At 72.0% G+C, this 26,565-nt stretch carries 22 protein-coding genes and 1 pseudogene; 15 read left to right on the forward strand and 8 right to left on the reverse strand.

Annotation, left to right across the window (positions count from 1 at the left end; translation table 11 throughout):
- The first annotated feature begins 181 nt into the window (after nt 1-181).
- Nucleotides 182-3,133, forward strand: a complete 2,952-nt coding sequence (locus F7R91_RS09005) for a helix-turn-helix transcriptional regulator (RefSeq protein WP_150946357.1) — start codon at nt 182-184, stop codon at nt 3,131-3,133.
- Between the two features lie 105 nt (nt 3,134-3,238).
- Here the strand turns inward: F7R91_RS09005 and F7R91_RS09010 are convergent, their stop codons facing one another.
- The gene (locus F7R91_RS09010) at nt 3,239-5,044 is read right to left on the reverse strand and encodes a M4 family metallopeptidase (protein ID WP_150946359.1); all 1,806 of its coding nucleotides are present in this window, start codon (nt 5,042-5,044) and stop codon (nt 3,239-3,241) included.
- A 365-nt stretch (nt 5,045-5,409) separates the two neighbouring features.
- On the opposite strand from F7R91_RS09010, the gene F7R91_RS09015 reads away from it, so the two are divergent.
- The 4 genes and pseudogenes from F7R91_RS09015 (at nt 5,410) to F7R91_RS09030 (ending at nt 10,012) form a co-directional block, all read left to right on the forward strand.
- Nucleotides 5,410-6,087, forward strand: a complete 678-nt coding sequence (locus F7R91_RS09015) for an AIM24 family protein (RefSeq protein ID WP_150946361.1) — start codon at nt 5,410-5,412, stop codon at nt 6,085-6,087.
- A gap of 104 nt (nt 6,088-6,191) precedes the next feature.
- Nucleotides 6,192-7,019: pseudogene (locus F7R91_RS09020) on the forward strand (polyprenyl synthetase family protein); the annotation flags it as partial.
- Nucleotides 7,020-7,101: 82 nt separating this feature from the next.
- Entirely contained in the window at nt 7,102-8,061 is a 960-nt protein-coding gene (locus F7R91_RS09025) for a threonine/serine dehydratase (protein ID WP_150946365.1), read from the forward strand.
- Between the two features lie 349 nt (nt 8,062-8,410).
- A complete protein-coding gene (locus F7R91_RS09030; protein WP_150946367.1) occupies nt 8,411-10,012 on the forward strand; it encodes a serine/threonine protein kinase in 1,602 nt (533 codons plus the stop codon).
- Here the strand turns inward: F7R91_RS09030 and F7R91_RS09035 are convergent.
- A complete protein-coding gene (locus F7R91_RS09035) occupies nt 10,004-11,449 on the reverse strand; it encodes a serine hydrolase domain-containing protein (protein ID WP_150946369.1) in 1,446 nt (481 codons plus the stop codon). The two genes, F7R91_RS09030 and F7R91_RS09035, sit on opposite strands and share 9 nt — an antisense overlap.
- Before the next feature lie 242 nt (nt 11,450-11,691).
- Between F7R91_RS09035 and F7R91_RS09040 the strand changes: the two genes are divergently transcribed.
- On the forward strand, nt 11,692-12,117 hold the full coding sequence (locus tag F7R91_RS09040; protein WP_150946371.1) for an SsgA family sporulation/cell division regulator: 426 nt from the start codon (nt 11,692-11,694) through the stop codon (nt 12,115-12,117).
- A gap of 84 nt (nt 12,118-12,201) precedes the next feature.
- Entirely contained in the window at nt 12,202-12,894 is a 693-nt protein-coding gene (locus tag F7R91_RS09045) for a DUF2238 domain-containing protein (protein ID WP_191971414.1), read from the forward strand.
- On the opposite strand, the gene F7R91_RS09050 is transcribed toward F7R91_RS09045, so the two are convergent.
- The 4 genes from F7R91_RS09050 to F7R91_RS09065 form a co-directional block, all read right to left on the reverse strand.
- Nucleotides 12,815-13,309, reverse strand: coding sequence for a DUF6328 family protein (locus F7R91_RS09050; protein ID WP_150946374.1), 495 nt, complete (start codon nt 13,307-13,309; stop codon nt 12,815-12,817). The two genes, F7R91_RS09045 and F7R91_RS09050, sit on opposite strands and share 80 nt — an antisense overlap.
- A gap of 108 nt (nt 13,310-13,417) precedes the next feature.
- Entirely contained in the window at nt 13,418-14,401 is a 984-nt protein-coding gene (locus tag F7R91_RS09055; RefSeq protein WP_150946376.1) for an aldo/keto reductase, read from the reverse strand.
- A 12-nt stretch (nt 14,402-14,413) separates the two neighbouring features.
- Nucleotides 14,414-15,019: a TetR/AcrR family transcriptional regulator gene (locus tag F7R91_RS09060; protein WP_150946378.1), complete on the reverse strand. Its 606-nt coding sequence runs from the start codon at nt 15,017-15,019 to the stop codon at nt 14,414-14,416.
- Complete coding sequence (locus F7R91_RS09065) at nt 15,016-16,479, reverse strand: MFS transporter (RefSeq protein ID WP_150946380.1); 1,464 nt, start codon at nt 16,477-16,479, stop codon at nt 15,016-15,018. Before F7R91_RS09065 ends, F7R91_RS09060 begins: the two co-directional genes overlap by 4 nt.
- Nucleotides 16,480-16,904: 425 nt before the next feature.
- Here F7R91_RS09065 and melC1 point away from each other — a divergent pair, with 425 nt between their 5' ends.
- Nucleotides 16,905-17,285 (forward strand): apotyrosinase chaperone MelC1, encoded by a 381-nt coding sequence (gene melC1 / locus F7R91_RS09070; RefSeq protein WP_150946381.1) that lies wholly within the window; start codon nt 16,905-16,907, stop codon nt 17,283-17,285.
- A gap of 34 nt (nt 17,286-17,319) precedes the next feature.
- A complete protein-coding gene (gene melC2 / locus F7R91_RS09075) occupies nt 17,320-18,144 on the forward strand; it encodes a tyrosinase MelC2 (RefSeq protein WP_150946383.1) in 825 nt (274 codons plus the stop codon).
- Between the two features lie 79 nt (nt 18,145-18,223).
- Here the strand turns inward: melC2 and F7R91_RS09080 are convergent, their stop codons facing one another.
- Both F7R91_RS09080 and F7R91_RS09085 read right to left on the reverse strand, forming a co-directional pair.
- The gene (locus F7R91_RS09080; RefSeq protein WP_150946852.1) at nt 18,224-18,928 is read right to left on the reverse strand and encodes a ribonuclease H family protein; all 705 of its coding nucleotides are present in this window, start codon (nt 18,926-18,928) and stop codon (nt 18,224-18,226) included.
- 31 nt (nt 18,929-18,959) lie between these two features.
- On the reverse strand, nt 18,960-19,760 hold the full coding sequence (locus F7R91_RS09085) for a VOC family protein (protein ID WP_150946385.1): 801 nt from the start codon (nt 19,758-19,760) through the stop codon (nt 18,960-18,962).
- Nucleotides 19,761-19,917: 157 nt separating this feature from the next.
- Here F7R91_RS09085 and F7R91_RS09090 point away from each other — a divergent pair, with 157 nt between their 5' ends.
- The 6 genes from F7R91_RS09090 (at nt 19,918) to F7R91_RS09115 (ending at nt 26,526) form a co-directional block, all read left to right on the forward strand.
- Nucleotides 19,918-20,931 carry a zinc-binding alcohol dehydrogenase family protein gene (locus F7R91_RS09090; protein WP_191971426.1) on the forward strand — a complete coding sequence of 338 codons (1,014 nt, stop codon included), beginning with the start codon at nt 19,918-19,920 and terminating at the stop codon, nt 20,929-20,931.
- Between the two features lie 190 nt (nt 20,932-21,121).
- Entirely contained in the window at nt 21,122-22,558 is a 1,437-nt protein-coding gene (locus tag F7R91_RS09095) for a family 2B encapsulin nanocompartment shell protein (RefSeq protein ID WP_150946389.1), read from the forward strand.
- A 16-nt stretch (nt 22,559-22,574) separates the two neighbouring features.
- Entirely contained in the window at nt 22,575-23,636 is a 1,062-nt protein-coding gene (locus F7R91_RS09100) for a family 2 encapsulin nanocompartment cargo protein terpene cyclase (RefSeq protein ID WP_150946391.1), read from the forward strand.
- A 50-nt stretch (nt 23,637-23,686) separates the two neighbouring features.
- On the forward strand, nt 23,687-24,565 hold the full coding sequence (locus tag F7R91_RS09105) for a geranyl diphosphate 2-C-methyltransferase (protein WP_150946393.1): 879 nt from the start codon (nt 23,687-23,689) through the stop codon (nt 24,563-24,565).
- Between the two features lie 105 nt (nt 24,566-24,670).
- Nucleotides 24,671-25,579, forward strand: coding sequence for an SGNH/GDSL hydrolase family protein (locus tag F7R91_RS09110; RefSeq protein ID WP_150946395.1), 909 nt, complete (start codon nt 24,671-24,673; stop codon nt 25,577-25,579).
- 44 nt (nt 25,580-25,623) lie between these two features.
- Nucleotides 25,624-26,526: an aminoglycoside phosphotransferase family protein gene (locus tag F7R91_RS09115; RefSeq protein WP_408056019.1), complete on the forward strand. Its 903-nt coding sequence runs from the start codon at nt 25,624-25,626 to the stop codon at nt 26,524-26,526.
- Nucleotides 26,527-26,565 lie beyond the last annotated feature (39 nt).

The raw sequence follows: 26,565 nt of genomic DNA on the forward strand, positions 1-26,565 counted from the left end.
GACCTCCGAGATGTACGAGGCCGGACCCGACCTCACGCCCCCGACGAGCCACCCCGCGGACCAGCCGTCGCCCGGGCCTGCGGGGCGGGTGCCGAAGGACTGGGCGAGGACGCTGCGCTGAGCCGCCGGGGGCGCGGCTGATCGTCGGTGTGTTGTCAGTGCCTCGTGCCAGGATGGATGGGTGCCGGAGACCGTGTTCACCACACCGCTGATCGGCCGGGCGGACGAACTGGCCCGGCTCGCCGCCGTACTGGAGCGAGCCCGGGGCGGTGAGGCACGCGCCGTGCTGGTCGCCGGGGACGCCGGTGTCGGCAAGACCCGGATGCTGGACGAGGTCGCCGTCCGGGCGGCCGGGGCGGGCATGACGGTGCTCACCGGGCACTGCGTCGACCTCGGTGATGTCGGCCTGCCGTATCTGCCGTTCACCGAGGTCCTCGGGGTGCTCGCCGCCGACGGGCGCTTCGCGGACACGTTCGCCGCCCACCCCGTCGTGGACCGCCTGCTGGGCGCGGGCACGGACGCGATGCCGGACGGGGGCGGGCGGCTGCCACTGTTCGAGGCCATGGCCGGGCTGCTCGCCGACCTGGCGGACATCGCCCCGCTGCTGCTGGTCCTGGAGGACCTGCACTGGGCCGACCAGTCCTCCCGGGATCTGCTGCGGTTCCTGCTCAGCCGGGGCATCCTGCAGCGGCCGGCGGGCGGGGCGCCCACGCACCGGCTCGCGGTGCTCGCCTCGTACCGCGCGGACGACCTGCACCGCCGTCACCCGCTGCGTCCGCTGCTGGCCGAGCTGGTGCGGCTGCCCGCCGTGGAGCGGCTGGAGCTGCGTCCCCTGGCCGACGCCGAGGTGACCAGGCTGGTGCGGGCCCTGAAGGACCGTCCGCTGCCTGACGCCACGGTCCGGCGGATCGTCGAGCGCGCCGAGGGCAACGCCTTCTACGCCGAGGAACTGCTCGCGGCCACCGACACGGAGGCCGGCCCCGTGCCCAGCGGTCTCGCCGACGTCCTCCTCATCCGCTTCGAGCAGCTGTCGGACACCGCCCAGCAGGTGCTGCGGACCGCCGCCGTCGCCGGGCGCCGCGTCGAGCACGACCTGCTGCGGGACGCTGTCGGTCTGCCCGAGGACGAGTTGGAGGCGGCCCTGCGCGAGGCCGTCGGCCGGCAGCTCCTCGTCGCCGGTGACGGCGACACGTACTCCTTCCGCCACGCCCTGGCCCGCGAGGCGGTGTACGCCGATCTGCTCCCCGGTGAACGGGGCCGCCTGCACGGCGCGTTCGCCCGACTGCTCGCCGGGCGCGGCCACCCCGCCGAGACCGCGGCCGAGCGCGCCCACCACTACCGCGAGAGCCACGACCTGGCCGAGGCGCTCGCCGCCTCCCTGGAGGCCGCCGACCACGCCCAGCGGGTGGGAGCGCCCGCCGAGGAACTGCGCCATCTGGAGGCCGCGCTCGACCTGTGGCCGGCGGTGGAGCCGCCCGCACGGCCCAAGGGGCCGGACAACGTGACGCTCACGCTGCGCGCCTCCGCCGCGGCCGCGCACGCGGGTGAGCCGCACCGTGCGGTCTCCCTCACCCGGGCCGCGCTCGCCGGCGTCGGCCAGGACGCCGACTCCGAGCTCGCCGCCCGGGTCCGCTACACGCTGGCCGGCAACCTCATCGGCGTCGACCATCTGTCGGCGGCGTTCGCCTACAGCAGCGAGGCGCTGGCCATGATCCCGGCCGAGCCCCCGTCGCGGACCTGGGTGTGGGCGGCGGCGACCCATGTCATGGCCGCGCGTCAGGTCGGGGAGAACGAGATCGCGCGCCAGGTGGCCCGCCGGGCCCTGAGCGCCGCGGAACAGTTGCGGGTCACCGACGCACAGGCCGACCTCCTGATCTCGTTGGCCGGCCTCGAAGGGGGCGGCCGCCGCACGTCGGAGGGCCGCGAGCGCCTCTGCCGGGCCCGGGACCTGGCGCGGCGTTCGGGCAACGCGCCGGTCGAGATGCGCGCCCTGTTCAACCTGGCCATCGGCGGCTTCGAGTCCGGCGATCTCGAGGAGTGCCTGCCCTGGCTGAGCGAAGGGCTCGACCGCGCCCGCCGCGCCGGGCTGCTGTCGTCGCCGTATCCGACGGAGATGCGCTATCTCCGGCTGCTGGTGCTCTACACCCTGGGCCGGTGGGACGAGTGCCTGCGCACGGCGGCGGCCGATGCCGAGGTGCTGCCCGCGGCCGCCGGGTACAGGGCCGGGCCCGCGCTGTACGTGGGACTCGCGCGCGGCGACCTCACGGCGGCGGACCGCTCACTCGCCCTGCTGGAGGGGCCGTTCGACTGGATGGGCACGCTGGTCGCCGGCATCGTGCTGACCGACGCCGCCGCGCTGCGCGGTGAGCCGGAGGCGGCGGTGGAGCGGGTGCGGTCCACGGTCGAGAGTCTCACCGACGACTCGGGCACCCCTCCGGACGTCACGGTCCGGCTGGCCGCGCTCGCGCTGTCCGCGGTCGCCGACCGGGCCGCCGAACTGCGCCTCACCGGCGACGAGAGCGGGGCCCGCCGCTGGGCCGGGACGGCGAACGATCTGGTGCTGCTGGCACGGGATGCGGCCACGCACGGCGAGGACGGCACGCCGCAGGGACCGGAGGGACAGGCGTGGCTGGCCCGCGCCGAGGCGGAGTGGACCCGCGCGGCGTCCGGGCCGGATGCCGCGGCCTGGGAGAAGGCGGTCGCCGCCTTCGACTACGGCGACGCCTATGAGCGGGCGCGCTGCCGACTGCGGTTCGCCGAGGCCCTGTTGGCGGCCGAGCGCCGCGAGGAGGCGGCCGTCGAGGCCGGCGCGGCGCGCGAGACGGCCGCCCGGCTGGGCGCCGCGCCGCTGCTGGAGCGGGCGGACGCGCTGATCCGCCGGGGCCGTCTGTCGGGCACCCGGCGCGCCGAGGCCCGCGGCCCGGCGCTCACCGCCCGCGAGCAGGACGTACTGCGGCTCCTTGCCCGGGGCCGCAGCAACCGGCAGATCGGCGAGGAGCTGTTCATCAGCGGCAAGACGGCGAGCGTCCATGTCTCCAACATCCTCGCGAAGCTGGGCGCCGCGAGCCGCACGGAGGCGGTGGCGATCGCGTACCGGGAGGGACTGATCACGCCGGAGTCGACGTCGGCCTGACACGGCGCGGCCCGGCCCGGCGGCGCCGCGGACGACGGTCCGCGCCGGAAAGGCCGGGTGCCCCGCCTGGGGCGGGGCACCCGGGTCACCCTTGCCGGTCTGCCGTCAGTGACGGGCGGCCGGCGTGTTCGCTGCGGTCACGTTGACGGCGGCCCAGGACCGGTTCACCGCCTTGTACTCCGTGCTGTTCAGCCCGTACAGGGCCTTCGCCGCCTTCAGCGTCGCGACGCGCGCGTCGTGGAAGTCGGTCGTGGAGACCATGTAGCGGGTCAGCGCACGGTAGTAGATCTTCGTGGCCTTGGAGCGCCCGATGCCCGTCACCGAACGGCCGTCGTAGGTCGGCGAGTTGTAGGTGACGGAGCCGATCGTCTTGCGGCCGCTGCCCTCGGCGAGGAGGTAGTAGGCGTGCGAGGAGACACCGGAGCCGGCGTGCACCTCGGCGTCGTACGTCGACGGGGCCCAGTAGTCGATCGCGCCCTCGAGCACGTCGAGCGAGGGCTTGTCGAGGCGGCGCAGGAAGCCCTGGTCCAGGCCGAGCTTCTCACCGAGCAGGTAGTTCGGCGGGTTCTTGGCGTTCTTGGCGGTGAACTCGACGTTGGAGCCGAAGATGTCCGCCAGGGACTCGTTCAGGGAGCCGGGCTCGCCGTACTGGTTGCCTCGCGCGTCGACACGGGTGGGCTCCAGCTTGGCGGTGGCGTCCACGACACCGTGGGTGAGCTCATGGCCGGTGACGTCGAGGACGACCAGCGGCTTGTTGAACCACTCGCCGTCGCCGTCGCCGTACAGCATGCAGCCGCATCGGGAGTCCCAGAAGGCGTTGCCCACCTTGTTGCCCCAGTGGACCATGGCGCGGGCGGCCTTGCCGTTGTTCTTGATGCCCTTGCGTCCGAAGGTCTGCTTGTAGAAGTCCAGGGTCTCGGCGACACCGTACTGGGCATCGACCGCCGCGCTGGCCCGGCTGGAGGTGGCCCCGTTGCCCCACTTGTTGGTGGTGCTGGTGAACTTCTTGCCGTCGCTGAAGCTGTCCGCCTCCTGGCCCCTGGCGTCGCGGGTCTCGGTGCCGTAGCGGCTGGGGTCCTTGAGGAGGTACTTGCCGGGGCCCGTCTTGGTGGTGGTCAGCGTGACCTTCCCCGCGAACAGGGAGCGGCCCGTGCCGGTGGCCCTGACCGGGTAGCGGACGGCCGCGGAGTTCGGGGTGAGACCGGTCGCCGGCGTACCGGTGCCGGCGGACTCCGAACCGATACCGGTCTCGGGGTCGAGGGTCTCGCCGCGCTCGCGCAGGGTGTCGATCAGCTGGGGCGACAGGAACTCGTCCGTGTCGGGCGTGTTGCTGCGCACCTTGCCGGTGAGGGCGTCGATGACGACCGTCCGGGAACCGGCCTCGGTGGTGGAGCTGTCGGTCACCCGCACCTCGTAGGCGAGGGCGGAGGCGCCGTCACGGGCGTCGACGACGAGGTGGGCGCTGCCGGCGTCGCCCTTGGCGACCGAGGCAGCCTTGGCCTCCGCCTGGCCCGCCGTCAGCTTGGCCGCGCGGGCTGTGGCCCTGACCTTGTGGTCGGCGGCCCGGGTGACTCCGTCGTACGACAGCTTCTTGGTGAGGTGGACGACGAGGTCGCCGCCGAGGACCGCCATGCCCTGATGGGTCCGCACGAAGCGAACGTGCCGGGCGCCCTCCGGGTCGACCAGCACGTCCTGGGCGTGCAGTTCGTCGCCCTGGCTGACACCGGTGGCAGAGGCGTGGGCGAAGGCGGCGGTTCGGGCCGCCTCGACGACGGACTCGGCCGTGCTGGAGGAGACCGAGACCTGGTCCGCCCCCGTGGCCGAGTCCGCGAAAGCCGTGCCCGCAAGACCCGTTGCGGCCGTCGTCACGGCGACGGCGACCGCCAGGCCGCGTATATGGGCTCTACGCACTGATAAGGGTTCCTTCGTTCGGAGGAGGCTGGGATGACCAACCGCCCCGAGGCATGGCGCTGTTGAGCGCCATGGGGGCTGGTCGGGCCCCGACACGAAACCCTTTCAAATAAGTCATGTACATGTAAAGCAGGAATAATGGCTTTCCGCGCCTTCCATGGCAATACTTTGCAAACCCCCGAGCACCCAGTGATCGACTGGCGGCCAACTGTGTGTCAACTGTGAAGATGCGCACCGATGGGGACAGGTTGCACGGCCAGACTGTGATGCATCTCGCACCGGGATGACACGCTGCGCCGGAGGCACCCGTATCGACCCGCTGCGCGATCTGGGCGGAACGCATTCCTCCGGGACAGGATGCCCGCATGAAGGGTGACCTGTTTTCCAGCGAGCACATGGTGCAGCCGGCCACACAGCCCGGCATGACCGTCGAGAACGCCAAATGCATCCGGTACGCCGTGCACGGCGAGATGCTGGCCCGCCAGGGGGCGATGATCGCCTACCGGGGCAACCTCCAGTTCGAGCGCAAGGGGCAGGGCGTGGGCGGCATGCTCAAGCGCGCCGTGACCGGTGAGGGGCTGCCGCTGATGACGGTGCGCGGCCAGGGCGAGGCCTGGTTCGCGCACGAGGCGCAGAACTGCTTCGTCGTCGAGGTCGACGCCGGCGACGAGTTCACGGTCAACGGCCGCAACGTCCTGTGTTTCGACGCCTCGTTGTCGTACCGGATCGCGACGGTGAAGGGCTCCGGCATAGCGGGCGGCGGTCTGTTCAACAGCGTGTTCACGGGGCACGGCAGGCTGGGCCTGGTGTGCGAGGGCAGTCCGCTGGTCATCCCGGTCTCGCCGCAGTACCCGGTGTACGTCGACACGGACGCGATCGTGGGCTGGACCGCGAACCTCGCGACCTCGCTGCACCGCTCGCAGTCCATCGGGTCGATGCTGCGCGGCGGTTCCGGTGAGGCCGTGCAGCTGATGCTGCAGGGCGAGGGGTACGTGGTCGTCCGGCCGAGCGAGGCGACGCCGCAGAAGGCCCAGCAGCACTGAGACCCCTCGGCGTGACATACGCCTCACGGGCAACCCGGTCGGCTCCGCCGGCGTCTTGATCAACAGCAGATGACGGCCCCGGCCTCTGGCCGGGGCCGCTTTTCTCCGTGCTCGGAGCCGAGGCGGCCGGCGCTCCGGGGCGGGCCGGGGTGACGGCGGCGGTCGCGGTGGAGCTGGTGCATGTGTTCTCCCTGGTGCACGACGACATCATGGACGGCGACCCGGCCCGGCGCGGCCGCCCCACGGTCTGGAAGGCGTACGGCACGGGACCCGCGGTGCTCGCGGGCGACGGTCTGTTCGCGCTCGCCGTCCAGACACTCGCCGAGACGGCCGCGGGCCCCGAGGCCTTACGTCTGCTCTCCACCGCGCTCGGCGATCTGGTGCGCGGGCAGGCGGACGACCTGCTGTTCGCCTCCCGCCCCTGGACGGGTCCCCGGCGGGTGCGGCCGGAGGAGTACCGGGCGATGGCCGAGCACAAGACGGGCGCGCTGCTCGGCTGCGCCGCCGCGCTGGGAGCCCTGCTCGGCGGCGCGCCCCCTGCCACGGTCGCCGCTCTCGACCGCGCAGGCCGGCAGCTCGGGACCGCCTTCCAGATCGTCGACGACGTGCTCGGCATCTGGGGTGATCCCGAAGTCACCGGCAAGCCCGTGCACGCCGATCTGCGCGAGCGGAAGAAGACGTACCCGGTCCTGGCGGCTCTCGGCTCGCCCCTCCCCGCGGCCGGGCGGCTGGCGACGCTCCTGGAGTCGGCCGGGGAGCCCGCCGAGGCGGCCGCGCTGATCGAGAAGGCGGGGGGCCGGTCGGTGGCGCTGTCCAGGGCGCGCCGCTGCGTCGATTCCGCCGAGGCGGCACTCGCCGGGGTGCCGCTGGAGGGGCGCGCCGCCGGCGAGCTGCGGTCGCTCCTCGCATTCCTGGTACGGCGTGATCTCTAGGAATGCTTGTTGACCTTCGCCGCTTCCCGCGTCAGGGTCGGAAGCGGCGAGGGTCCACGCCCGCGCCGGGAAGGTGAGTGTCTTGATCGGGATCACGGACGTCGAAGCCGCTGCGGAGCGGATCGCCGGGCATGTCGTACGCACTCCGACGGTGCCGAGCCCCGGCCTGTCCGCTCTGCTCGGCGTCCCGGTGACCGCCAAGCTCGAACTGCTGCAGCGCACCGGCTCGTTCAAGGCGCGCGGGGCCACGGCCAAGCTGCTGTCGCTGAGCGAGGCGGAGCGGGCCGCCGGGGTGGTGGCGGTCAGCGGCGGCAATCATGGGATCGCCCTCGCGGTCATGGCCGCCGCCCTCCATGTGAAGGCCACGGTCGTCATGCCGCGGTCGGCGCCCGAGCGGGCCGTCGAGATCGCGCAGAGCGCCGGAGCGTCGGTGCGGCTGACCGACGACATGGCGGGCGCGTTCTCGCTCATGACCCGGCTGCGGGACGAGGGACTGACCCTGGTCCACCCGTTCGACGACCCCGTGGTGCTCGCCGGGCAGGGCACCGTCGGCCTGGAGTTCGCCGAGGACGCCGGGGACCTCACGGACGTGCTCGTCAGCATCGGGGGCGGCGCCCTGATCTCCGGTGTCGCGACGGCACTGCGGGCCCGCCGGCCCGATGTGCGGATCTGGGGCGTGGAGACCGAGGGCGCCGACGCCATGTCCCGGGCGCTGGCCGCGGGCGGCCCGGTGCCGGTCGCGCTGTCGTCGATCGTGTCCACGCTCAGCGCCCCGTCCGTCTCGCAGCTGACGTACGACCATGTGGCGGCCCTGGTCACCGACGTGCTGGTGGTCCCGGACCGGGACGCCGTGCAGGGCACCCTCGATCTCGCCGACCACGCCAAGGTGTGGGCCGAGCCGGCCGCCGGGTGTCTGCTGCCGGCGGCCCGGCGGGTGGTGGAGCGGGTCGGCGAGGGCGTACGGCTCGGTCTCGTCGTGTGCGGGGGCAACGCCACGACCGGCGATGTCATGGCATGGTCGGAGCGGTTCGGGCTGCGCTGACGGGCCGCCGGGCGGCCGGCACTCGGGTGCGGCACCGAATTTCCGCCAGGGACGGCGAGTTCGCCCGGTGGGTTTTCTTCGGTGCCGCTTCCTGTTTACCGATGGTTACCACCAGGTGGGGCAGGAAATTGCGTTCTGCGCGCCGACCCGGTGGAATTGCGGCGAGGCTGTACGCCGAGGTGAGAGGTGTGACTGCGCCGCGTCGGCTCCCTGGCTGCTTTTCATCGCACGTGAGCTCGCGACAGGCCGGCAATTCAAAAGAGACGCCCTGCAGTTGGGGATTCATTGAACGGACCCCGTCATGCGCGTCGTACCTAGGGGAAAGGTGAGAGCCGGGGTTCAGCGAGGGATGACCATGGTCAAGGCGCACGTCTCCAGAAACGAATTGGTCGCCGGAAGGTACCGGCTGCTGGAGGTGCTGCACCGCGAGACGAACCGCACGTGCTGGTACGGCGAGGACGTCGACGCCGACCGGCCCCGTCTGCTCACCCAGATCGGACTCCCCCACGACCTCGACGCGGAGAGCTCCCGCCGCGCCACCGCACGCGCGATCCGTACGTCGGAGACCATGACGCTGCTGTGCCCGGGCCGGGTCGCCGCGGTCATGGACGCCGCAGTGGAGTACGGCAGCCTGTGGACCGTCACCGAGTGCATCGACGGGGTCCCCCTCGGGGAACTCCTCGCGCAGCAGGGCACGTTCAGCTATGTGCGGGCCGCGCGCATCGGACTGGAGCTGCTGGAGGTGCTGGAGGCCGCGCACAGCGAGGGCATCACCCACGGCGAACTCAGCCCGAACCAGGTGTTCGTGCGCGAACGCGGACCCGTCGTGGTCACCGGATTCGGCCTCGCCGGATCGACTCTCGTCCCGCGGGTCACCGCACCGTCGTACGCCTCCCCCGAACAGGCCCGCGACGAACGCATCGGGCCCGCCGCCGACCTGTGGGCACTGGGCGCGATCCTCTACACGATGGCCGAGGGCCGACCGCCCTTCCGGGACCGGGACCGGCCCGAGGCCACGCTGAAGAGCGTGGACCGGCTTCCGCTGCGGACGCCCCTGCGCGCCGGTGCGCTCACCCAGGTCGTGCAGGGGCTGCTGCGCAAGGACTCCCGGGAGCGGCTGTCGCGACCGGTGGTCCGCGAGGCGCTCGTCCGGGTCCTCGACGAGGACCCCGGCACCACCGCACGGACAGCGATGCCGAGCCCCTGGCTGCGCGGCGCGCACGCGCTCGGTCCGGGGTGGAGCAGGCGCGCTCTGGCCGCCGGGACCGCGCTCGCCGTGGTCACCATCGCGGTGGCGGTCCTCGCCGTCACGCAGCAGTTGCCCGGCACCGGCAACTCCGCCTCGGACACGGCGGCCCGTCCGTCCGCCACCGGGTCCGGTGACCGCGCGGAGAGGCAGACCGCCGCCCCGTCCGCACCGCCGGCCCCCTCCGCTCCCACGGCGTCCGCGTCGCCGTCGGCTCCCCCGGCCACCGCCACGGCCCTGCCGCCCGGCTACGACCGCTACCACGCGCCGGAGGGCTTCTCCGTCGCCCTCCCCGACGGCTGGAAGCGGCTGGACACTGCGCGCGTGCGGGACGTGGCGTACCGCGTCGTCTTCGGCGCCGACGGCGACGACCGCACGCTCGCCGTCACCTACAGCGAGCGGGTGGGCCCCGATCCGGTCGCCGTCTGGCGCGACGACGTGGAGCCCAACCTGACGCAGGACGGCGACTACCGCCGGATCGGCGAGATCCGCGCGACGACCTACCGCGACTACAGGGCCGCCGACATGGAGTGGACCGCCGACGCCGACGGCGCCCGGGTGCGCACCTTCGGCCGCGGCTTCCTCCTGGGCGGCACCCGCGGCTTCTCGCTGCGCTGGACGACCCCGGCCGCCGACTGGGACGACAGCGCCAACCGCGAGGCGCTGGACACCTTCCTGCGGACCTTCCGGGAGCCGTCAGTGTGAGCCGCGGGGCGCGCCCGTCGAGCGCAGCGGGAGGCCCTGCAGCGGGACCGTCCGCCACCGCGCCGTGAAGGACCGGTCCGGGAGCGAGCACGTCACCACGAGGTGGTGCGGCGTCTCCAGGAAGGCCACGTCCACGACGAGGGTGTCGGCGTCGGTCCAGCCGCCGCTCACCGCGGTGGGCACTGGTCCCTCGTCGAGGGTCCAGCCGGCACCGCCGAGCCGCAGGACCAGCTGGTGGCCGTCCTCGGTGAGCGTCAGCCGCAGGCCGTCCGCCTCCGCCGTGACAGCGGCCTCGGTGAGGCCCGGCTGGTCCGCGCAGACACCGCCGTACGGGGTGAAGGCGGCGCCGGTCCATGCCTCGGCCCGCTCCGGCGGCGCGGGGCTGCCCGGAGCCGGCGGCAGCGCGAGGCGCGCCAGCCGCTCCCCGAGGGCCGCGTCCTCCTCCGGGCTGCCTGCCGCGGCGACGGGACCGAACGCGGGCAGCAGATGCTCCCAGACGAGGTTCAGCATCTCCTGCATCTGCTCCGTCGCGGCGGTCGTCGCGATCACCGCGTCGTGCTCGGGCAGTACGAGGCAGTACTGGCCGTACGCGCCGTCGCCCCGGTACCCGTGCCGGGACGTCCAGAACTGGAATCCGTAGCCCTGCTGCCAGTCGGACAGCGCGCCCTCCGCCGTGCCGTCGGCATTGCCGACGTGCACCCGGGTGGCCTCGGCCACCCACCCCTCGGGCAGCAGCCGCCCGCCCTCCCAGACCCCGTCCTGCAGATACAGCAGGCCGAGCCGGGCGATGGCGTCGGTGGCGGTGTACAGCCCGGTGAAGCCCAGTTCACGCCCGCGCCGGTCCCGCGCCCAGGCCGTTTCCCCGATGCCGAGCGGGTCCAGCAGCCGCGGCCGCAGATAGTCGGTCAGCGACTGCCCGGTGACGCGCTGGACGATTGCGGCGAGCGTGTACGTCGCGGGCTGGTTGTAGGCGAAGACGGTCCCCGGATCGCGGTCCGGCGGCAGCAGCAGGAACCCTCGGGCCAGTTCCTCGCGGTCCGTCTCCCGCGCCCGGTCGAGGGTCTCGTCGACATGGCCGCTCGCCATGGACGCCACATGCCGCACGAGCATCGCACGGCTGCGCGGGTCGGTGATGTCGGCCTCGAACTCCGGGAAGTACGAGATCACCGGGTCGTCGAACCGGATCAGTCCCTCGGCGGCGGCGAGTCCCGCGGCGGTCGACGTGAAGCTCTTGCTGAGCGAGTACAGCAGATGTGGGCGCTCAGCGGTGTACGGCGCCCACCAGCCGGCGGCCACGAGGTGACCGTGCCGAAGGATCATCAGGCTGTGCGGTTCGATGTCCGGGGCGGCTTCGAGGGCGTCGAGGAAGGCGTGGACACCAGACGCGGCGACGCCCTGGGCGGCGGGGGTGCTCATGGGCAGCGGGCGGAGACTCATAGGGCCATCGTCTCCCGGTGACCGGGCGGTGATCGAGTGGCCGGCGGGACACGGGGGACCCGTTTTCGGCCGCCCCGACCGAGGAGGCGGGCTACGACTTCTCGGTGACGTCCGCCGCGCGGTGCCGCGGAAAATGTCCCGCGGGGCTGAGCATCTTGTGCACGGGAGGGGTACTAGAGGTCCCTACGTCCGAACGGGTTCCACGTCCGTTCCCTCGTCCGTTCCCCTCGGAGGCCTCTCTCGTGAACTCCTTCGTGCACAAGACCCTCGTCATGCAACTCCAGTCGGGCGACACGGACCGCTTCCCCGTGCTCGCCCATCTGAGCTACGAAGCCGGGGACCCGTTCGCCGTGACCGTCGTGTTCAGTCACGACGGCCGTGTGCTGGCGCAGTGGCGGCTGGACCGGGACATGCTCAGCGACGGACTGCGGCAGCAGGTCGGTGTGGGCGATGTGCGCATGCGTCCGGTGTCGACGGACCTGTGGGAGGAGCTGCGCCTGGAGTTCTGCGGCGACGTTCGCGCCGACGGAGGCCGCCAACGGGCCGTGGTGTTCGCGTGGGCTCCGGCGGTGGCCGCCTTCCTGCGGGAGACCCGCGAGATCGTCCCGCCGGGGCGGGAGGAGGTCCGGGTGGACGACTTCCTGGCGACGGTCCTCACGAGCGGCTGACCCGGACGCGAGCTGAGTAGCTGTACTCATGCCGTCGCGGGCGCCCGTCGCGACGATGGGGTCTTCCCGAGAAGGAGACCGTCGATGACCGAAGTCCGCCGCCCTGTGCCCCTGGCGCTCGCCCTGCTGGTGATCGCGGGACTGGCCGTGTCCGCCTGGGCACCGCACGACCGGACCACCTGGTTCCTGGAGACCGTGTGGGTGCTGGCCGGACTGCCGGTCGTCGTCCTGGCCTGGCGCCGCTTTCCGCTCACCGACCTGCTGTGCTGGCTGCTGGCCGCGCACGCCCTGGTCCTGGCCCTGGGCGGCCATTACACGTACGCGCAGGTACCGTTGGGCGACTGGGTGCGGGACACCTTCGGGCTGGACCGCAATCCGTACGACCGGTTCGGGCACCTCATGCAGGGCTTCGTGCCCGCCGTTCTGGTGCGCGAACTGCTCAGCCGGACCTCTCCGCTGCGCGGCAGCCGGTGGCTGGCGCCGCTGACGGTGTGCGCGTGTCTCGCCTTCAGCGCCGTCTTCGAGATGTTCGAGTGGGCGGCGGCGGTGATCGGCGGCCAGGCGGCGGACGCCTTCCTGGCCACCCAGGGCGATGTGTGGGACACACAGTGGGACATGTTCTGTGCGCTGATCGGCGCCACCGTCGCGATGCTGCTGCTCAGCCGGCTGCACGACCGTCAGCTGGACGCGCTGCGCGTCACTGCGCCCTATGACGCCGCCGGGTCAGCATCGGCACTCCGAACCAGCACACCAAGTACCACGCGACCACTGCGGTGACCAACCAGGGCACATAGCCGTCGTCGTCGGTGGCGACCCGGAGGATCAGCAGCAGTGCTGCGGTCATCGTGGCGAGCAGCAGCACCAGACCCACGAACGTCAACCGGGAAGCCCACCGGACCGCCTGCGGTTTGACCCGCCGCCCCGACACCATGCGGTGCAGGGACACCGGCCCGATCAGCGCACCCGTGGCGGCGGCGCCCAGCAGGACGGTCACGATGTAGATGGTCTGGTTCGTCTGTTCCAGTTGCCCGAACTTCGGCATGAACACAACGGTCAGCAGAAAGCCGAACAGGATCTGCACGCCGGTCTGGGCGACCCTGACCTCCTGGATCAGGTCTCCCCACATCCGGTCGGCCCGCTCATCCTCGGACTCGTTGCGGCCCTTCCTCTGTTCGTCGGCAGGGCTTTCCATGATCGGCACGGTTCCTCCCGGGCGGTCACCCGATGGTTTCTGCGACCCGGGTTCCCCGATTCCGCGCGTTCGACCTCTGTTGGCCCCTGGGAGAGCGGCGCGCGGCGGCTACCAGCGGGCCTCGACCTGGTCCTTGATCCGCCGGTCGTAGAGGTCGCGGATCGCGTCGAGCGTCTGCTGCGACAGCTCGGGCAGTTTGGCGGCGGCCGCGTTCGCGCGTGCCTGCTCGGGCGACCGCGCGCCCGGGATTACGGTCGTCACTCCCGGCTGCCGGACGATCCAGCGCAGCGCCAGCTGGGCCGGGGTGTACCCCTCGGGAGCGAGAGCGGAGAACTCGGCGGCCGCCTCCACGCCTGTCGTGAAGTCGACGCCGGAGAAGGTCTCTCCCTGGTCGAAGGCCTCGCCGTGCCGGTTGTAGGTGCGGTGGTCGTCGGCGGGGAACACCGTGTCCCTGGTGTACTTGCCCGACAGCAGGCCCGAGGCCAGCGGCACCCGGGCGATGATCCCGACGCCCGCCTCCCGGGCGGCGGGCAGCACCTCGCGCAGCGGCTTCATACGGAACGGGTTGAGGATGATCTGCACGCTCGCCACATTCGGCCGGGCGATCGCGGTCAGCGCCTCCTCACAGGTCTCCACGCTGACGCCGTACGCGGCGATGCGCTCCTCGTCGACCATCGTGTCGAGGGCGTCGAACACCTCGTCGGCCGCGTACACGGCCGTCGGCGGGCAGTGCAGCTGCACCAGGTCGATGCGGTCGACGCCGAGATTGCGCCGGGAACGGTCGTTCCAGGCGCGGAAGTTGTCCAGTACGTAGTTCTCCGGGATCTGCTCGGCCCGGCGGCCCATCTTCGTCGCGACCAGCACATGCAGATCGGGCCGGCCGCTCAGGAACGCGGCGATGGTCTGCTCACTGCGCCCGTCGCCGTACACGTCGGCCGTGTCGAAGAAGGTCACCCCCGCCTCGGCCGCCGTCTCCAGCACCGCGAGGGCTTCCTTGTCGTCGACGTCTCCCCAGTCGGCCCCGAGCTGCCAGGTACCGAGCCCGACAACGGATGCGTGCTGCTGTGACCTGCTGAAAGTGCGCTCGTCCATGGCGTCAGTCTGTCATCCGGGGCCGGTGGTTCCGGCAGGCGTCAGATACCCCTGCACCGCGGGCGCGTATCTGTTCACGATGTCGTCGAGCGTGCTCGCGCGCAGGTGGGTGCCGCGGGCGATGCCGTACATCACGCCGAGGCCGAGGAGGGTGGCGACGGCGAGTTCGGCGCGCAGGCCCGCGTCGGGGCCGGTGAGGCGTGCGGTGAGGCGTTCGGTCACCTGGGTGCGGAAGTTGTCCCGCAGGATGTCGCCGTGCTCGCCGTGCAGGGGCGCGAAGGCGATCCTCAGCAGCGGATCGGCGCCCCGCTCGCGCTGGCTCGTGAGCACATGCCGGACCATATGGCGGCCGAGCCCGCGAAGGGGCGCGTCCAGCAGGGCGTCGGCGTCGGTCTCGAAGTTCATGACGCGGGCGAAGAGGGTGTCCTTGTTGCCGAAGTACTTGAGGATCAACGGCGGGCTCACACCGGCGCGTTCGGCGATGTCCTTGAGGGTGATGTCGGTATGCGCGTGCCGGGCCAGCAGATGGCGGGCCGCCTTCAGGATGGCGGCCTTCGTCGCCTCGGCGTCCCGGCGTGCGGGTGCGGGCGCGGTGGGTGAGGTGCTCACAGGACTCATGTTCCCTCCAACGCGTCCTCCCGGGCGCTCCGGACGCGGCCGCGCGCCCGCCGGGTGCCCCCGGACGCCGGATCGCCGGGGATGGCCAGCGCCGTCGCACACGCCAGCAGGGCGACCGTGCCGGCGATGGCGAAGGCCAGCAGATAGCCGTGCAGGGTCGGCACGGGTGCGCCGTCGACCGGGCTGGTGTGGTGGACCAGCACCGCGGCGACGGCGGCGCTGGAGGTGGCCTGGCCGATGGTGCGCATCAGGACGTTGACGCCGTTCGCGGATGCGGTCTGGCCGGCCGGGACGGCATGCAGGATGAGGGTGGGCAGCGCCGAGTAGGCCAGGGTGGTGCCGGTTCCCACGACCGCCGCGCCCAGCATGATCATCCACAGGTCGCGGCTGTCAGCGACGCGCACCCCGTACCCGGCCGCGATGACCAGCGCCCCGAGGGCCAGAGTGACGCGCGGTCCGCGGGAGGCCGAGATCCGGGCCGAGAGGGGCGACAACAGCAGCATGATGAACCCGCCGGGCAGCAGCACCAGACCGGTGGCGACGATGGACAGTCCGAGCCCGTATCCGGTGGCCTCGGGCGCCTGGACCAGCTGGGCCGTGACCAGGGAGTTGGCGTAGAACGCGAATCCCGCCAGCAGGGCGGCCACATGGGCCAGGCCCACGGTGGGGCGCGAGACCAGCCGCAGATCGACCAGCGGGCGCTCGGCGCGCAGCTGCTGCCACCACCACAGGCCCAGGATGACGGCGGAGCCGAGGAACAGGCCCGCGATCCGCGGGCTCCCCCACCCCCACTGCCCGCCCTGGGACACCCCGAGCAGCAGGCACACCAGTCCGGCGGCCAGCCCCAGCGAGCCCGGCACGTCGAAGCGGCCGGGTTCGCGTACGGGCGACTCCGGCACCGCCCACGCCACCGATGCCACCCCCACGGCGCCGAGCCCGGCGGTCACCCAGAACATGGCGTGCCAGTTCGCGTACTGCACGATCACCGCCGCGAGCGGCAGGCCGAGCGCGGCGCCGATGCCGACGGTGGAGCTCATCAGCGCCACGGCGCCGCCCCGGCGCTCCGGCGGGAGTTCGTCCCGCAGGATGCTGATGGACAGGGGTACGACGGCTGCGGCGGCGCCCGAGAGGGCACGGGCGGCGATCAGCACGCCGATGTCGGAGGACAGGGCGCACAGGACCGACCCGAGGGTCATCGGGCAGAGCGCCGCGATCAGCACCCTCCGCTTGCCGTACATGTCGCCGGCCCGGCCGAGGACCGGGGTGAGGACGGCCCCGGACAGCAGCGTCGCTGTGACCATCCAGGAGCAGGTGGCGGCGGAGGCTCCGGTGAGCCTCGGCAGATCCGGCAGCAGTGGCACGACGACGGTCTGCATGACGGCCATGAGGATGCCGCCGAACGCCAGCACCGGCACGGTGAGCCGGTCCCGGGGACGGGGCATCGGTGCAGGTCGGTACATCGGCACTCCGGCGGCAGCACGGCGAACAATCCGGTGAATGGAAATTCACCATGGATTCACTATAGAGGTGAATTACCATTCACCACAATCGGCGGCCCGCCGGACGGGCCATCCGAGGGGCTCCCGCCCCGAGGGAATCCACCTCCGCCGGGCTTCCCGTTTGCGCCACTTTCTCCGCGTGAGGCAGACCACTGGCGACCCCTCCGTCCGCGAAAGACCACCGGAAACGCCGCTCCCACGAGAAGGAATTCCCCCTTCCGCGATGCACGGGGCCCGCCCGGAGCAAGATCATCTTGGTTCAATCCTGCATGACATGTGGCTAATTGTCCGGATCACAGCCAACCACCTCCCGGCGATTTCTCCCGCTCTCGGCCGGGCCGATAGGCATGCGGGGTCGTCAACCCAACGAACCCTGGAGGTCCCGTATGCCGGAACTCAGCCGACGCCGCGCGCTCGCCGCAGCGGCCGCCCTCGCCGCCGCGGCCGGAGTCCAGTCCGCAGCCGCACCCGCCGCGTCGGCCGCCGGGGACCAGCACCAGCACGGCTCCCCCGCCGCCTTCGACGAGATCTACAAGGGCCGCCGGATACAGGGCCGCCCCGTCACCGGGGGCGGTCACCACCAGCACCACGGCGGCGGCTACTCCGTGTCCGTGGACGGGGTGGAGCTGCATGTGATGCGCAACGCCGACGGCAGCTGGATCAGCGTCGTCAGCCACTACGACCCGGTCCCCACGCCGCGTGCCGCCGCCCGCGCCGCGGTGGACGAGCTGCAGGGCGCCCCGCTCGTCCCCTTCCCCGCCAACTGACCCGTTCCGCCCGCACGTTGGGAGCATTCCGCACATGACCGTCCGCAAGAACCAGGCGAGCCTGACCGGCGAAGAGAAGCGGCGCTTCGTCGCCGCCGTCCTGGAGCTCAAGCGCAGCGGCCGTTACGACACCTTCGTCACGACGCACAACGCCTTCATCATCGGTGACACCGACAACGGCGAGCGCACCGGCCACCGTTCACCCTCCTTCCTCCCCTGGCACCGCAGATTCCTCCTCGACTTCGAGCGGGCGCTGCAGTCGGTGGACGCGTCGGTGGCGCTGCCGTACTGGGACTGGACCACCGACCGCTCGCCGCGCTCCTCGCTGTGGGCTCCCGACTTCCTCGGCGGCACCGGGCGCAGCCGGGACGGCAGGGTGGAGGACGGGCCGTTCTCCGCGTCCGGCGGCAACTGGCCGGTCAGCGTGCGCGTGGACGGCCGTACCTTTCTGCGGCGCTCGCTCGGGACCGGTACCCGGGAGCTGCCGACCCGGTCCGAGGTGGAGTCGGTCCTGTCCATGCCGACGTACGACATGGCGCCCTGGAACAGCTCCTCGGACGGCTTCCGCAACCATCTGGAAGGCTGGCGCGGCGTCAATCTGCACAACCGCGTCCATGTCTGGGTCGGCGGGCAGATGGCCACCGGCGTCTCCCCCAACGATCCGGTGTTCTGGCTGCATCACGCGTACATCGACAAGCTGTGGGCCGAGTGGCAGCGCCGCCACCCCGACGCGGGCTACGTACCGGCCGCCGGTACGCCCAACGTGGTGGACCTCAACGAGACGATGAAGCCGTGGAACGATGTGCGCCCGGCCGATCTGCTCGACCACACCCCCCACTACACCTTCGACACCGACTGACACCGACCGACTGACACCGCCTGACGGCGAGGGACACGGCCGGTGCGCACGCCGGCCGCTGCGGTGCGACCGCGGCGGACTATCCGGCAGCCGCCGTACGGCACTCCGGATGACCCCAGCCCTGGTCGTTCTTGGCGATGGACTCCCCCGCGGCGTAGGAGCGTCCGCACACGCAGCGGCCGGGGAACTTCGCCTTGATCGTCCGTGCGGACCCGGTGCGCCCGCCGGACGCCTTGGCCCCGCCGGACCGCTTGCGCGGGGCACGGGCCGGCGGCGCGTCCGGTGCGGGCGGCGGCTCCGGCGAGCCGAGACCGCTGCCCGCGGGCTCCTGGACGCTCGCCGCCTGGCTGGCGGCACGGTCGGCGAAGTCGTTGAGCGGGTCGCCGTCGACCTGATGGGCGGGTACGTAACGGAACTCGACCGAGCGGCCGTCGAGCAGCTCGTCGATGCGCACGACCAGGTCCTGGTTGGCGACCGGCTTGCCGGCCGCCGTCTTCCAGCCGTTGCGCTTCCAGCCGGGCAGCCAGGTGGTGACGGCCTTCATGGCGTACTGCGAGTCCATCCGGATCTCCAGCGGTACGTCCGGGTCGGTCGCCGCCAGCAGGCGTTCCAGGGCGGTGAGTTCGGCGACATTGTTGGTGGCCCGGCCGAGCGGGCCGGCCTCCCAGCGGGCCGGGGTCTCGGTGTCGTCGGCGACGACCCACGCCCAGCCCGCCGGGCCGGGATTTCCCTTCGAAGCCCCGTCGCACGCGGCCACCACACGTTCACGCATGTGCCCGATCATGCCACGCACCGACGGCAGGCTCCGCCGCGGCTCAGGAGACGTCCGTGACCTGCGGCATTTCTCCCTGCGTCGTCGTGACGTCGATCACCGAGAAGCTGGCGCCCTGCGGATCGCTGAGCGCCGCGAAGCGCCCGAACGGGCTGTCCATCGGCCCGAACCGCAGGATGCCACTCAGCTTGGTGGCCTTCGCCACGGCCTCGTCGCAGTCGGCGACCGTGAAGTAGACGTTGATGTACGCCGGCACCTCGGGCGGGAACTCGTCCGTCATCTTCATGCGGCCGAGGACCGTGTCGTCGCCCACGTCGAACATCCGGAAGTCCATCGCCTCGTCCTGCAACTGCTTGGCCGTGTACGGGAAGACGGCCGGGAAGAACGCGTCCGACTTCTCGGGCTCCCGGGTGAAGATCTCGGCCCAGCAGAACGCGCCCGGCTGCTCGGGCGGCGCCTCGAAGCCCTCGTGGGTGCCCGCCTGCCACACACCGAACACCACGCCGCTCGGGTCGCGCCCCAGGCACATCGTGCCGAACTCGCCGACCTGCATCGGCTCCATCAGCACCTCTCCGCCATGGTCACGGATCTTGCCGGCGGTGGCGGCGGCGTCCGGGGAGGCGAGGTACAGACACCACTGCGACTGGCCCTCCTGGCCCGGCATCGGCGGCACCACGGCGGCCACCGCCTTGCCGTCCGCGTAGGCCTGGGTGTAGTTGCCGTACTCCGACGACGCCTCGCCGAAGGTCCAGCCGAGGACGTCGGCGTAGAAGCTCTTGGCACCCTCCACATCGCTGAACATCGCATCGGCCCAGATGGGGGTTCCCTCAGGTTGTACGGCCATGACTGCGGCCTCTCCGATCGATGGATGGTCCGGTTCCTCACGCTAGCGAGCGGTTCGCCCGGACGCGCGCCGAACCGCTGGATCCCCTTCGGACTGGAGTCAGACTGGAGGAGTGGACGGCGTTCGGCGGCAGGGGAGCGCGATGGCGGACCAGACAATGCGCGCGTGGGCCGTGGCGGCACCGGGGCCCGTCGAGGAAGAGCCGGGACCTCTCCGGTTGGTCGAGAAGCCGGTTCCGGTGCCGGGGGACGACGAACTCCTGGTGCGGGTGCGCGCGTGCGGGGTGTGCCGCACCGACCTGCACGTCGCCGAGGGCGACCTGCCCGTGCGCCGGGAGACGGTGACGCCCGGACACGAGGTGGTCGGTGTGGTGGCGGGCCTCGGCTCGGCGGTGCGCGGCTTCACCGTCGGCGACCGGGTGGGCGTGGCCTGGCTGCGGGGCACCTGCGGCACCTGCGCCTACTGCACACGCGGCGCCGAGAACCTGTGCCCCCGGTCGCGGTACACCGGCTGGGACGCCGACGGCGGGTACGCCGAGTACACGACGGTGCCGGCGGCGTTCGCGTACCGGCCGCCAGGCGACCTGGCCGACGTGGCGCTCGCGCCGCTGCTGTGCGCGGGCATCATCGGCCACCGGGCGCTCAAGCGCGCCGCGCTGCCGCCGGGCGGCCGGCTCGGGCTGTACGGCTTCGGGGGCAGCGCCCACCTGTGTGCGCAGGTCGCTCTCGCCGAGGGCGCCACCGTGCACGTCCTGACCCGGGGCGCGGCCGCACGTCGCCTCGCGCTCGACCTGGGGGCCGCCTCCGCGCGCGACGCGTACGCGATGCCGCCGGAGCCCCTGGACAGCGCGATCCTGTTCGCGCCCGTCGGCGACCTGGTACCGGTCGCGCTGCGGGCCCTGGACCGCGGCGGAGTGCTGTCGATCGCCGGCATCCATCTGAGCGACGTACCGCCGCTGCACTACGAGAGCGACCTGTTCTACGAGAAGGAGGTGCGCAGCGTCACCTCCAACACACGGGAGGACGGCAGGGAGTTCCTCGCCCTGGCCGCCCGTCACGGGGTGCGCGCCACCACGCACGGCTATCCGCTCTCGCGGGCCGCGCAGGCGCTGCGGGACCTCAAGGACGGCCGCTTCGACGGGGCAGCGGTCCTGGTGAACGACCTGTCCTGAGCACTCCCACCCGAGCGTGCGGAAGCACGGGAGGGGAGCAGGAGCACTCACGGTGCACCAACTGCCCCATACGGCAGGTTTGCACCTCCCTAGCCATCAACCGCCCCTTTCACGCCCTGACCGGCCGCCGCCCGGGCTGATTCGCTTGATCACGCGCATGATCCAGCCCGCTCACCTCCCAGGAGAGAATGTGTCCACACCGGACAGCGCCACCGGTCCCGTCGTCGACGAAGCCGGACCCCCTGCCGACGGTCCGCTCACCAGTCTCGGCACCCGGGCAGCGCGTCAGCTCGCCACGACCACCAAGTCCGAACCGCAGATGCAGGCCATCAGCTCGCGATGGCTCCTGCGGATGCTGCCGTGGGTGGACGTCAAGGGCGGCACCTACCGGGTCAACCGCCGCCTCCAGCTGCGCGTCGGCCGGGGCCGGGTGCAGTTCGAGCAGAACGGCGCCGACGACATCAAGGTCATCCCCCAGACCCTGACGGAACTCCCGGTCCTGCGCGGCTACTCCGACACCGACGTCCTCAAGGAGATCGCCAGCCGCTTCCGGGTCCGGGAAGTCCGCGCCGGCCAGATCCTGTTCGAGGCCGGGCAGCCGGTCACGGAGACGTATCTCGTCGCGCACGGCCGGTTCACCCGCTTCACCTCAGGCAAGTACGGGGAGGAGGAGATCGTCGGGGTCCTCACCGACGGCGACCAGATGGGCGACGAGGCGATCGGCCAGCCCGACCCGCTGTGGCTGAGCTCGGTGCGGGCGGAGACCGCCGGTGTGCTGCTGGTGCTCCCCTGGGACGTGGTCCGGGAGTTCACCGACCGGGTGCCGTCCCTCGCGGCGCATCTCCACGCGTACGCCGAGCGGCAGAGTCTGCCGATGAACCGCAAGGGCGAGGCCGATGTCCCGGTGCAGGCGGGCCACGTCGGCGAACCGACGATCACCGGCGGCTACGTGGACTACGAACTCGCCCCGCGCGAGCACGAGCTGTCCCTCACCCAGACCGTGCTGCGCGTCCACACCCGGGTCGCCGACCTCTACAACGACCCGATGAACCAGACCGAGCAGCAGCTGCGCCTGACCATCGAGGAGATCCGGGAACGCCAGGAGTGGGAGCTGGTGAACAACCGGGAGTTCGGGCTGCTGCACAGCGCCGACTACGGCCAGCGCGTCAGCACCTTCACCGGGCCGCCGACGCCCGACGACATGGACGAGCTGCTCGCGATGCGGCGCAGGACCAAGCTGTTCCTCGCCCATCCGAAGGCGATCGCGGCCTTCTTCCGGCAGTGCAACCGGCGCGGCCTGGTACCCGGGACGGCGAACGTCGAGGGGCACGAGATCCCCGCCTGGCGCGGGGTACCGATCTTCCCCTGCAACAAGATCCCGGTCAGCCCGCAGCACACCAGCAGCATCATCGCGCTGCGCACCGGGGAGGGCGACCAGGGGGCCGTCGGCCTGTACCAGACGGGCATCCCCGAGGAGTACCAGCCGGGCCTCAATGTGCGGTTCATGGGGATCGACGCCAACTCGATCATCCGCTACCTGGTCACCGCCTACTACTCGATGGCCATCCTCGTGCCCGACGCCGTCGGGATCCTGGAGAACGCCCAGATCGGCCGGACGGCCGAGTGACCGCGTGGAGCACGCCATGAGCACCTCCCCGACCGCCACCGACTCCGCGCTGCCACTGCCCGGTCCGCCGGACCTCGCCCGCGCCGTGCGGGCCCGGCGCGGCGGGGCGATCCCCGGCCTGCGGTACCGGAAGGTCGCCCCCGCCGACCCCGAGAAGACCGCGGAGGTCGATCGCAGGCTGGAGGCCTGGGCCCGCCGCCTCGACCTGTTCCCCAAGGCGTGGTCGGGCGACTTCTCGGGGTTCCAGTTCGGCCGGGCGGTCGTGCTCCAGCACCCGGAGGCGGCCGACCTGGAGCGGCTGACGGTCGCCGGCAAGCTGCTGCTGGCCGAGAACATCGTCGACAACTGCTACTGCGAGGAGGACGAGGACAAGGGCGGATCGCGCAGCGGACTGGGCGGACGGCTGATCCTGGCCCAGGCGGCGCTCGACCCGTATCACGGCACCCCCGAACTCCAGGAGCAGTGGCAGCACGGCATGCAAGCCGACGGGCCGCTGCGGTCGTACCACTGGGCGCTGAAGGACTACGCCGCGCTCGCCACGCCCAGCCAGACCGACCGGTTCGTGCAGGACATCGCCCGGCTGCACCTGGGCTACCTCGGCGAGGCGGCCTGGGGGGAGACCCGGTACCTGCCCCGGGTGTGGGAGTACCTGGTGATGCGGCAGTTCAACAACTTCCGTCCCTGTCTGTCGATCGTCGACGCGGTGGACGGCTACGAGCTGCCCGAGGCGGTGTACGCCCGCCCCGAGATCCAGCGCATCACCGTGCTCGCCGCCAACGCCACCACGATCGTCAACGACCTGTACTCCTTCACCAAGGAACTGGCCAGCGACCCGACCCACCTCAATCTGCCGCAGGTCATCGCCGGGAACGAGCGGTGCGGGCTGAAGGCCGCCTATCTCAAGGCCGTCGGGATCCACAACCAGATCATGGAGGCGTTCGAGGAGGAGTCCGCGCTCCTGTCCGCGACCTCACCCCTCGTCGAACGCTATGCGCGAGGGCTGTCCGACTGGGTGGCCGGCAACCACGAGTGGCACGCCACCAACACCCATCGCTACCACCTGCCCAACTACTGGTAACCCGCGCCGCATTGACATGCCGTCACACGCACCATCACAAGGAGTCACTGTTGACCACCGCCCCCCACGCCGCCGTCACGGCGGCACCGGTGCCCGCCCAGTCCACGTACCAGACCCGCGTCGCGGACTACTGGAACGCCGAGGAGAACCCGGTCAACCTCGAACTCGGACAGATCGACGACCTGTATCACCACCACTACGGCATCGGCGCCGCCGACTGGACGGTGCTCGACGAGCCCGACCCCGGCCTGCGCCGGGAGCGCATCACGGCCGAACTGCACCGGCTGGAGCACGCCCAGGCCGAACTCCTCGCCGGCCACCTCGGCCCGCTCTCCCCCGCCGACCGCGTCTTCGACGCCGGCTGCGGGCGCGGCGGCGGCAGCGTCGTGGCGCATCTGCGCTACGGCTGCCACGCGGACGGCGTCACGATCTCCGCGAAACAGGCCGAGTTCGCCAACGGGCAGGCGCACAAGCGGTGCATCGACGCCAAGGTGCGCTACCACCACCGCAACATGCTCGACACGGGGTTCGCCTCCGGCGCCTACGCGGCCTCCTGGAACAACGAGTCCACCATGTACGTCGAACTGGACCTGCTGTTCGCCGAGCACGCCCGGCTGCTGCGCCGCGGCGGACGCTATGTGGTGATCACCGGCTGCTACAACGACACCTACGGGCGGGCCTCCCGCGAGGTGTCCCTCATCAACGCCCACTACATCTGCGACATCCACCCGCGCTCGGCCTACTTCCGGGCCATGGCCCGCAACCGGCTCGTCCCCGTCCATGTGGAGGACCTCACCGAGGCGGCCATCCCCTACTGGGAGCTGCGCCAGCAGGCCGACCACCTCGTCACGGGCATCGAGGACACCTTCCTGACCGCGTACAAGAACGGCAGCTTCCAGTATCTGCTGATCGCGGCCGACCGGATCTGAGCCTCTGTCAGCGAATCCCGGCTTCGGCCGCCGTACGTCTTCCCCCCGGCACACGGCTGTGCTTGCCTGGGGAGCCGTTTCGGTGGCCGGGGCGGGAGTTGCTGTATGCGCAAGCCGTGGTTATTGGGGATGTTGCTGGCCGGAGTTCTGCTCGCCGCGTGCGGGGACCCGGCGTCCGGTCCACAGGCGGCGCCGCCCTCCCCCGCGGGGGGCTCCGCGGCCCCCACCACGCACCAGCGGGCGCCCGCCTCCGCGCGCGCCCCCGAACGGGGGCCCACGGTGCTGTACCTCGGTGACTCGCTCGCGATGGAGAACCAGAACGTCCTCGGCCAGGAGCTCCGCCGGGATCTGCGCGCCCGGTACACGAGCGCGCCGTATTCGGGGACCACGCTGTGCGACTACCTGGAGGGCACCGGAGCCAAGTCCCTCGTGCCGGACCGGGACAAGGCGGCCGCCCTGGTGCGCTCGCTGCACCCGGACTATGTGGTGCTGCAGTTCTGGGGCAACGCCTGGGGTTTCACCTGGTGCATGGACGGGATCACCCACGACGGCTCCAGGCGGACGTACTTCGAACGGTACGAGGCCGACCTCGAGCGGCTGACCGGGCAGATCGCGTCGGCCGGTGGAGCGCACCGGCCGAGGATCGTCTGGGTGCTGCAGGGCCCGGACCCGATCGCCCCGGAACGGGTGCGGCGCGTCAACGAGTTCTACAAGGAGCGGGCCGCCGCCTCGGGCGACCTCGTCGCGGACGCCGGAGGGACGGTGGCGCCCGCCGGAGCCCGCTACACCTGGGTCAGGTACCTGCCGTGCACCGCCTACGAGCACGACCATGCCGCCTACTGCACCCAGCCGGACCGCGACCGCACCGCCCTCCACCTCGACGACGACTATCTGCACTTCTGTCTGGCGCCCACCACCTCCTCGCCGAAGCCGTGCCCGGTCCGCTCGCCCGGCATCCTGCGGATCGCGCGCGAGATCACCCGGGTCGTGGGCGAGTCGGTCCGTTCGCGGTGAGCAGGGTCGAATTCGGTCGACAGCACAGGTGTTGATCGCTTGGAATGAGCCGCATGATGCGTGCCCGGATGATGCGCCCCGGCGAGGTGGACATCGACGCGACCACGGTCGGTCGTCTGATCGCCGGTCGGTTCCCCCGGTGGGCCGGTCTGCCCGTGGAGCGCCTGGACTCGTCCGGGACCGAGAACGCCATGTTCCGGCTCGGCGCGGACCTGGTCGTACGACTGCCACGCCATCCCGGCGCCGTCGACGACGTGGCCCACGAGCTGCGCTGGCTGCCCCGGCTGGCGCCCGGGCTGCCGGTTCCGGTGCCGGAGCCGCTGGGGCGGGGCGAGCCCGGCGAGGGGTTTCCGTGGCCCTGGTCCGTGTACCGCTGGCTGGATGGCCGTAACCCGGTCGTCGGGGCCGTGGAGGAGCCCGAGCTGCTCGCCGAGGACCTGGCGGCGTTCGTGCGTGCGCTGCGCCGGATCGATCCGCGGGACGGGCCGCCGGGATACCGGGGTGTCCCGCTCGCGAGCCGGGACGAGCTCACCCGGGCGGCCATCGCGCAGTCGGACGGGAGGATCGACACCGGTGCCGTGACGCGGCTGTGGGACGAAGCGCTGCGGCTCCCGCGGCACTCCGCTGCGCCCGTCTGGGCCCACGGCGACCTGATGCCGGGAAACGTGCTGGTCAGGGACGGGCGGCTGAGCGCGGTGATCGACTTCGGTACGGCGGGCGTGGGTGATCCCGCCGCCGATCTGATCGTGGCCTGGAACCTGCTGCCCGCCGGGGTCCGCGGCACGTTCCGGGATGCGGTGGGCGCGGACGACGCCGAGTGGGCACGCGGCCGGGGCTGGGCCCTGTCGATCGCGCTGATCGCACTGCCGTACTACCGGGTGACCAATCCGCCGGTGGCGGAGAACTCGCGGCATGTGATCGGGGAGATCCTCGCCGAGACCGCGTAGGGCGGGGCCGGCCGCATCGTCCGGCCGGCCCGCCCCGCC

The sequence above is a fragment of the Streptomyces luteolifulvus genome, assembly GCF_008806595.1.
Lineage (GTDB): Bacteria > Actinomycetota > Actinomycetes > Streptomycetales > Streptomycetaceae > Streptomyces > Streptomyces luteolifulvus.

Excerpts from the sequence above, each read along its gene's own strand:
- F7R91_RS09015 (WP_150946361.1), top strand. The coding sequence starts at position 5,410 with ATGAAGGGTGACCTGTTTTCCAGCGAGCACATGGTGCAGCCGGCCACA.
- F7R91_RS09030 (WP_150946367.1), top strand. The coding sequence starts at position 8,411 with ATGACCATGGTCAAGGCGCACGTCTCCAGAAACGAATTGGTCGCCGGA.
- F7R91_RS09035 (WP_150946369.1), bottom strand. The coding sequence starts at position 11,449 with ATGAGTCTCCGCCCGCTGCCCATGAGCACCCCCGCCGCCCAGGGCGTC.
- F7R91_RS09045 (WP_191971414.1), top strand. The coding sequence starts at position 12,202 with ATGACCGAAGTCCGCCGCCCTGTGCCCCTGGCGCTCGCCCTGCTGGTG.
- F7R91_RS09050 (WP_150946374.1), bottom strand. The coding sequence starts at position 13,309 with ATGGAAAGCCCTGCCGACGAACAGAGGAAGGGCCGCAACGAGTCCGAG.
- F7R91_RS09055 (WP_150946376.1), bottom strand. The coding sequence starts at position 14,401 with ATGGACGAGCGCACTTTCAGCAGGTCACAGCAGCACGCATCCGTTGTC.
- F7R91_RS09060 (WP_150946378.1), bottom strand. The coding sequence starts at position 15,019 with ATGAGTCCTGTGAGCACCTCACCCACCGCGCCCGCACCCGCACGCCGG.
- F7R91_RS09065 (WP_150946380.1), bottom strand. The coding sequence starts at position 16,479 with ATGTACCGACCTGCACCGATGCCCCGTCCCCGGGACCGGCTCACCGTG.
- melC1 (WP_150946381.1), top strand. The coding sequence starts at position 16,905 with ATGCCGGAACTCAGCCGACGCCGCGCGCTCGCCGCAGCGGCCGCCCTC.
- melC2 (WP_150946383.1), top strand. The coding sequence starts at position 17,320 with ATGACCGTCCGCAAGAACCAGGCGAGCCTGACCGGCGAAGAGAAGCGG.
- F7R91_RS09080 (WP_150946852.1), bottom strand. The coding sequence starts at position 18,928 with ATGATCGGGCACATGCGTGAACGTGTGGTGGCCGCGTGCGACGGGGCT.
- F7R91_RS09085 (WP_150946385.1), bottom strand. The coding sequence starts at position 19,760 with ATGGCCGTACAACCTGAGGGAACCCCCATCTGGGCCGATGCGATGTTC.
- F7R91_RS09090 (WP_191971426.1), top strand. The coding sequence starts at position 19,918 with ATGCGCGCGTGGGCCGTGGCGGCACCGGGGCCCGTCGAGGAAGAGCCG.
- F7R91_RS09100 (WP_150946391.1), top strand. The coding sequence starts at position 22,575 with ATGAGCACCTCCCCGACCGCCACCGACTCCGCGCTGCCACTGCCCGGT.
- F7R91_RS09110 (WP_150946395.1), top strand. The coding sequence starts at position 24,671 with ATGCGCAAGCCGTGGTTATTGGGGATGTTGCTGGCCGGAGTTCTGCTC.
- F7R91_RS09115 (WP_408056019.1), top strand. The coding sequence starts at position 25,624 with ATGAGCCGCATGATGCGTGCCCGGATGATGCGCCCCGGCGAGGTGGAC.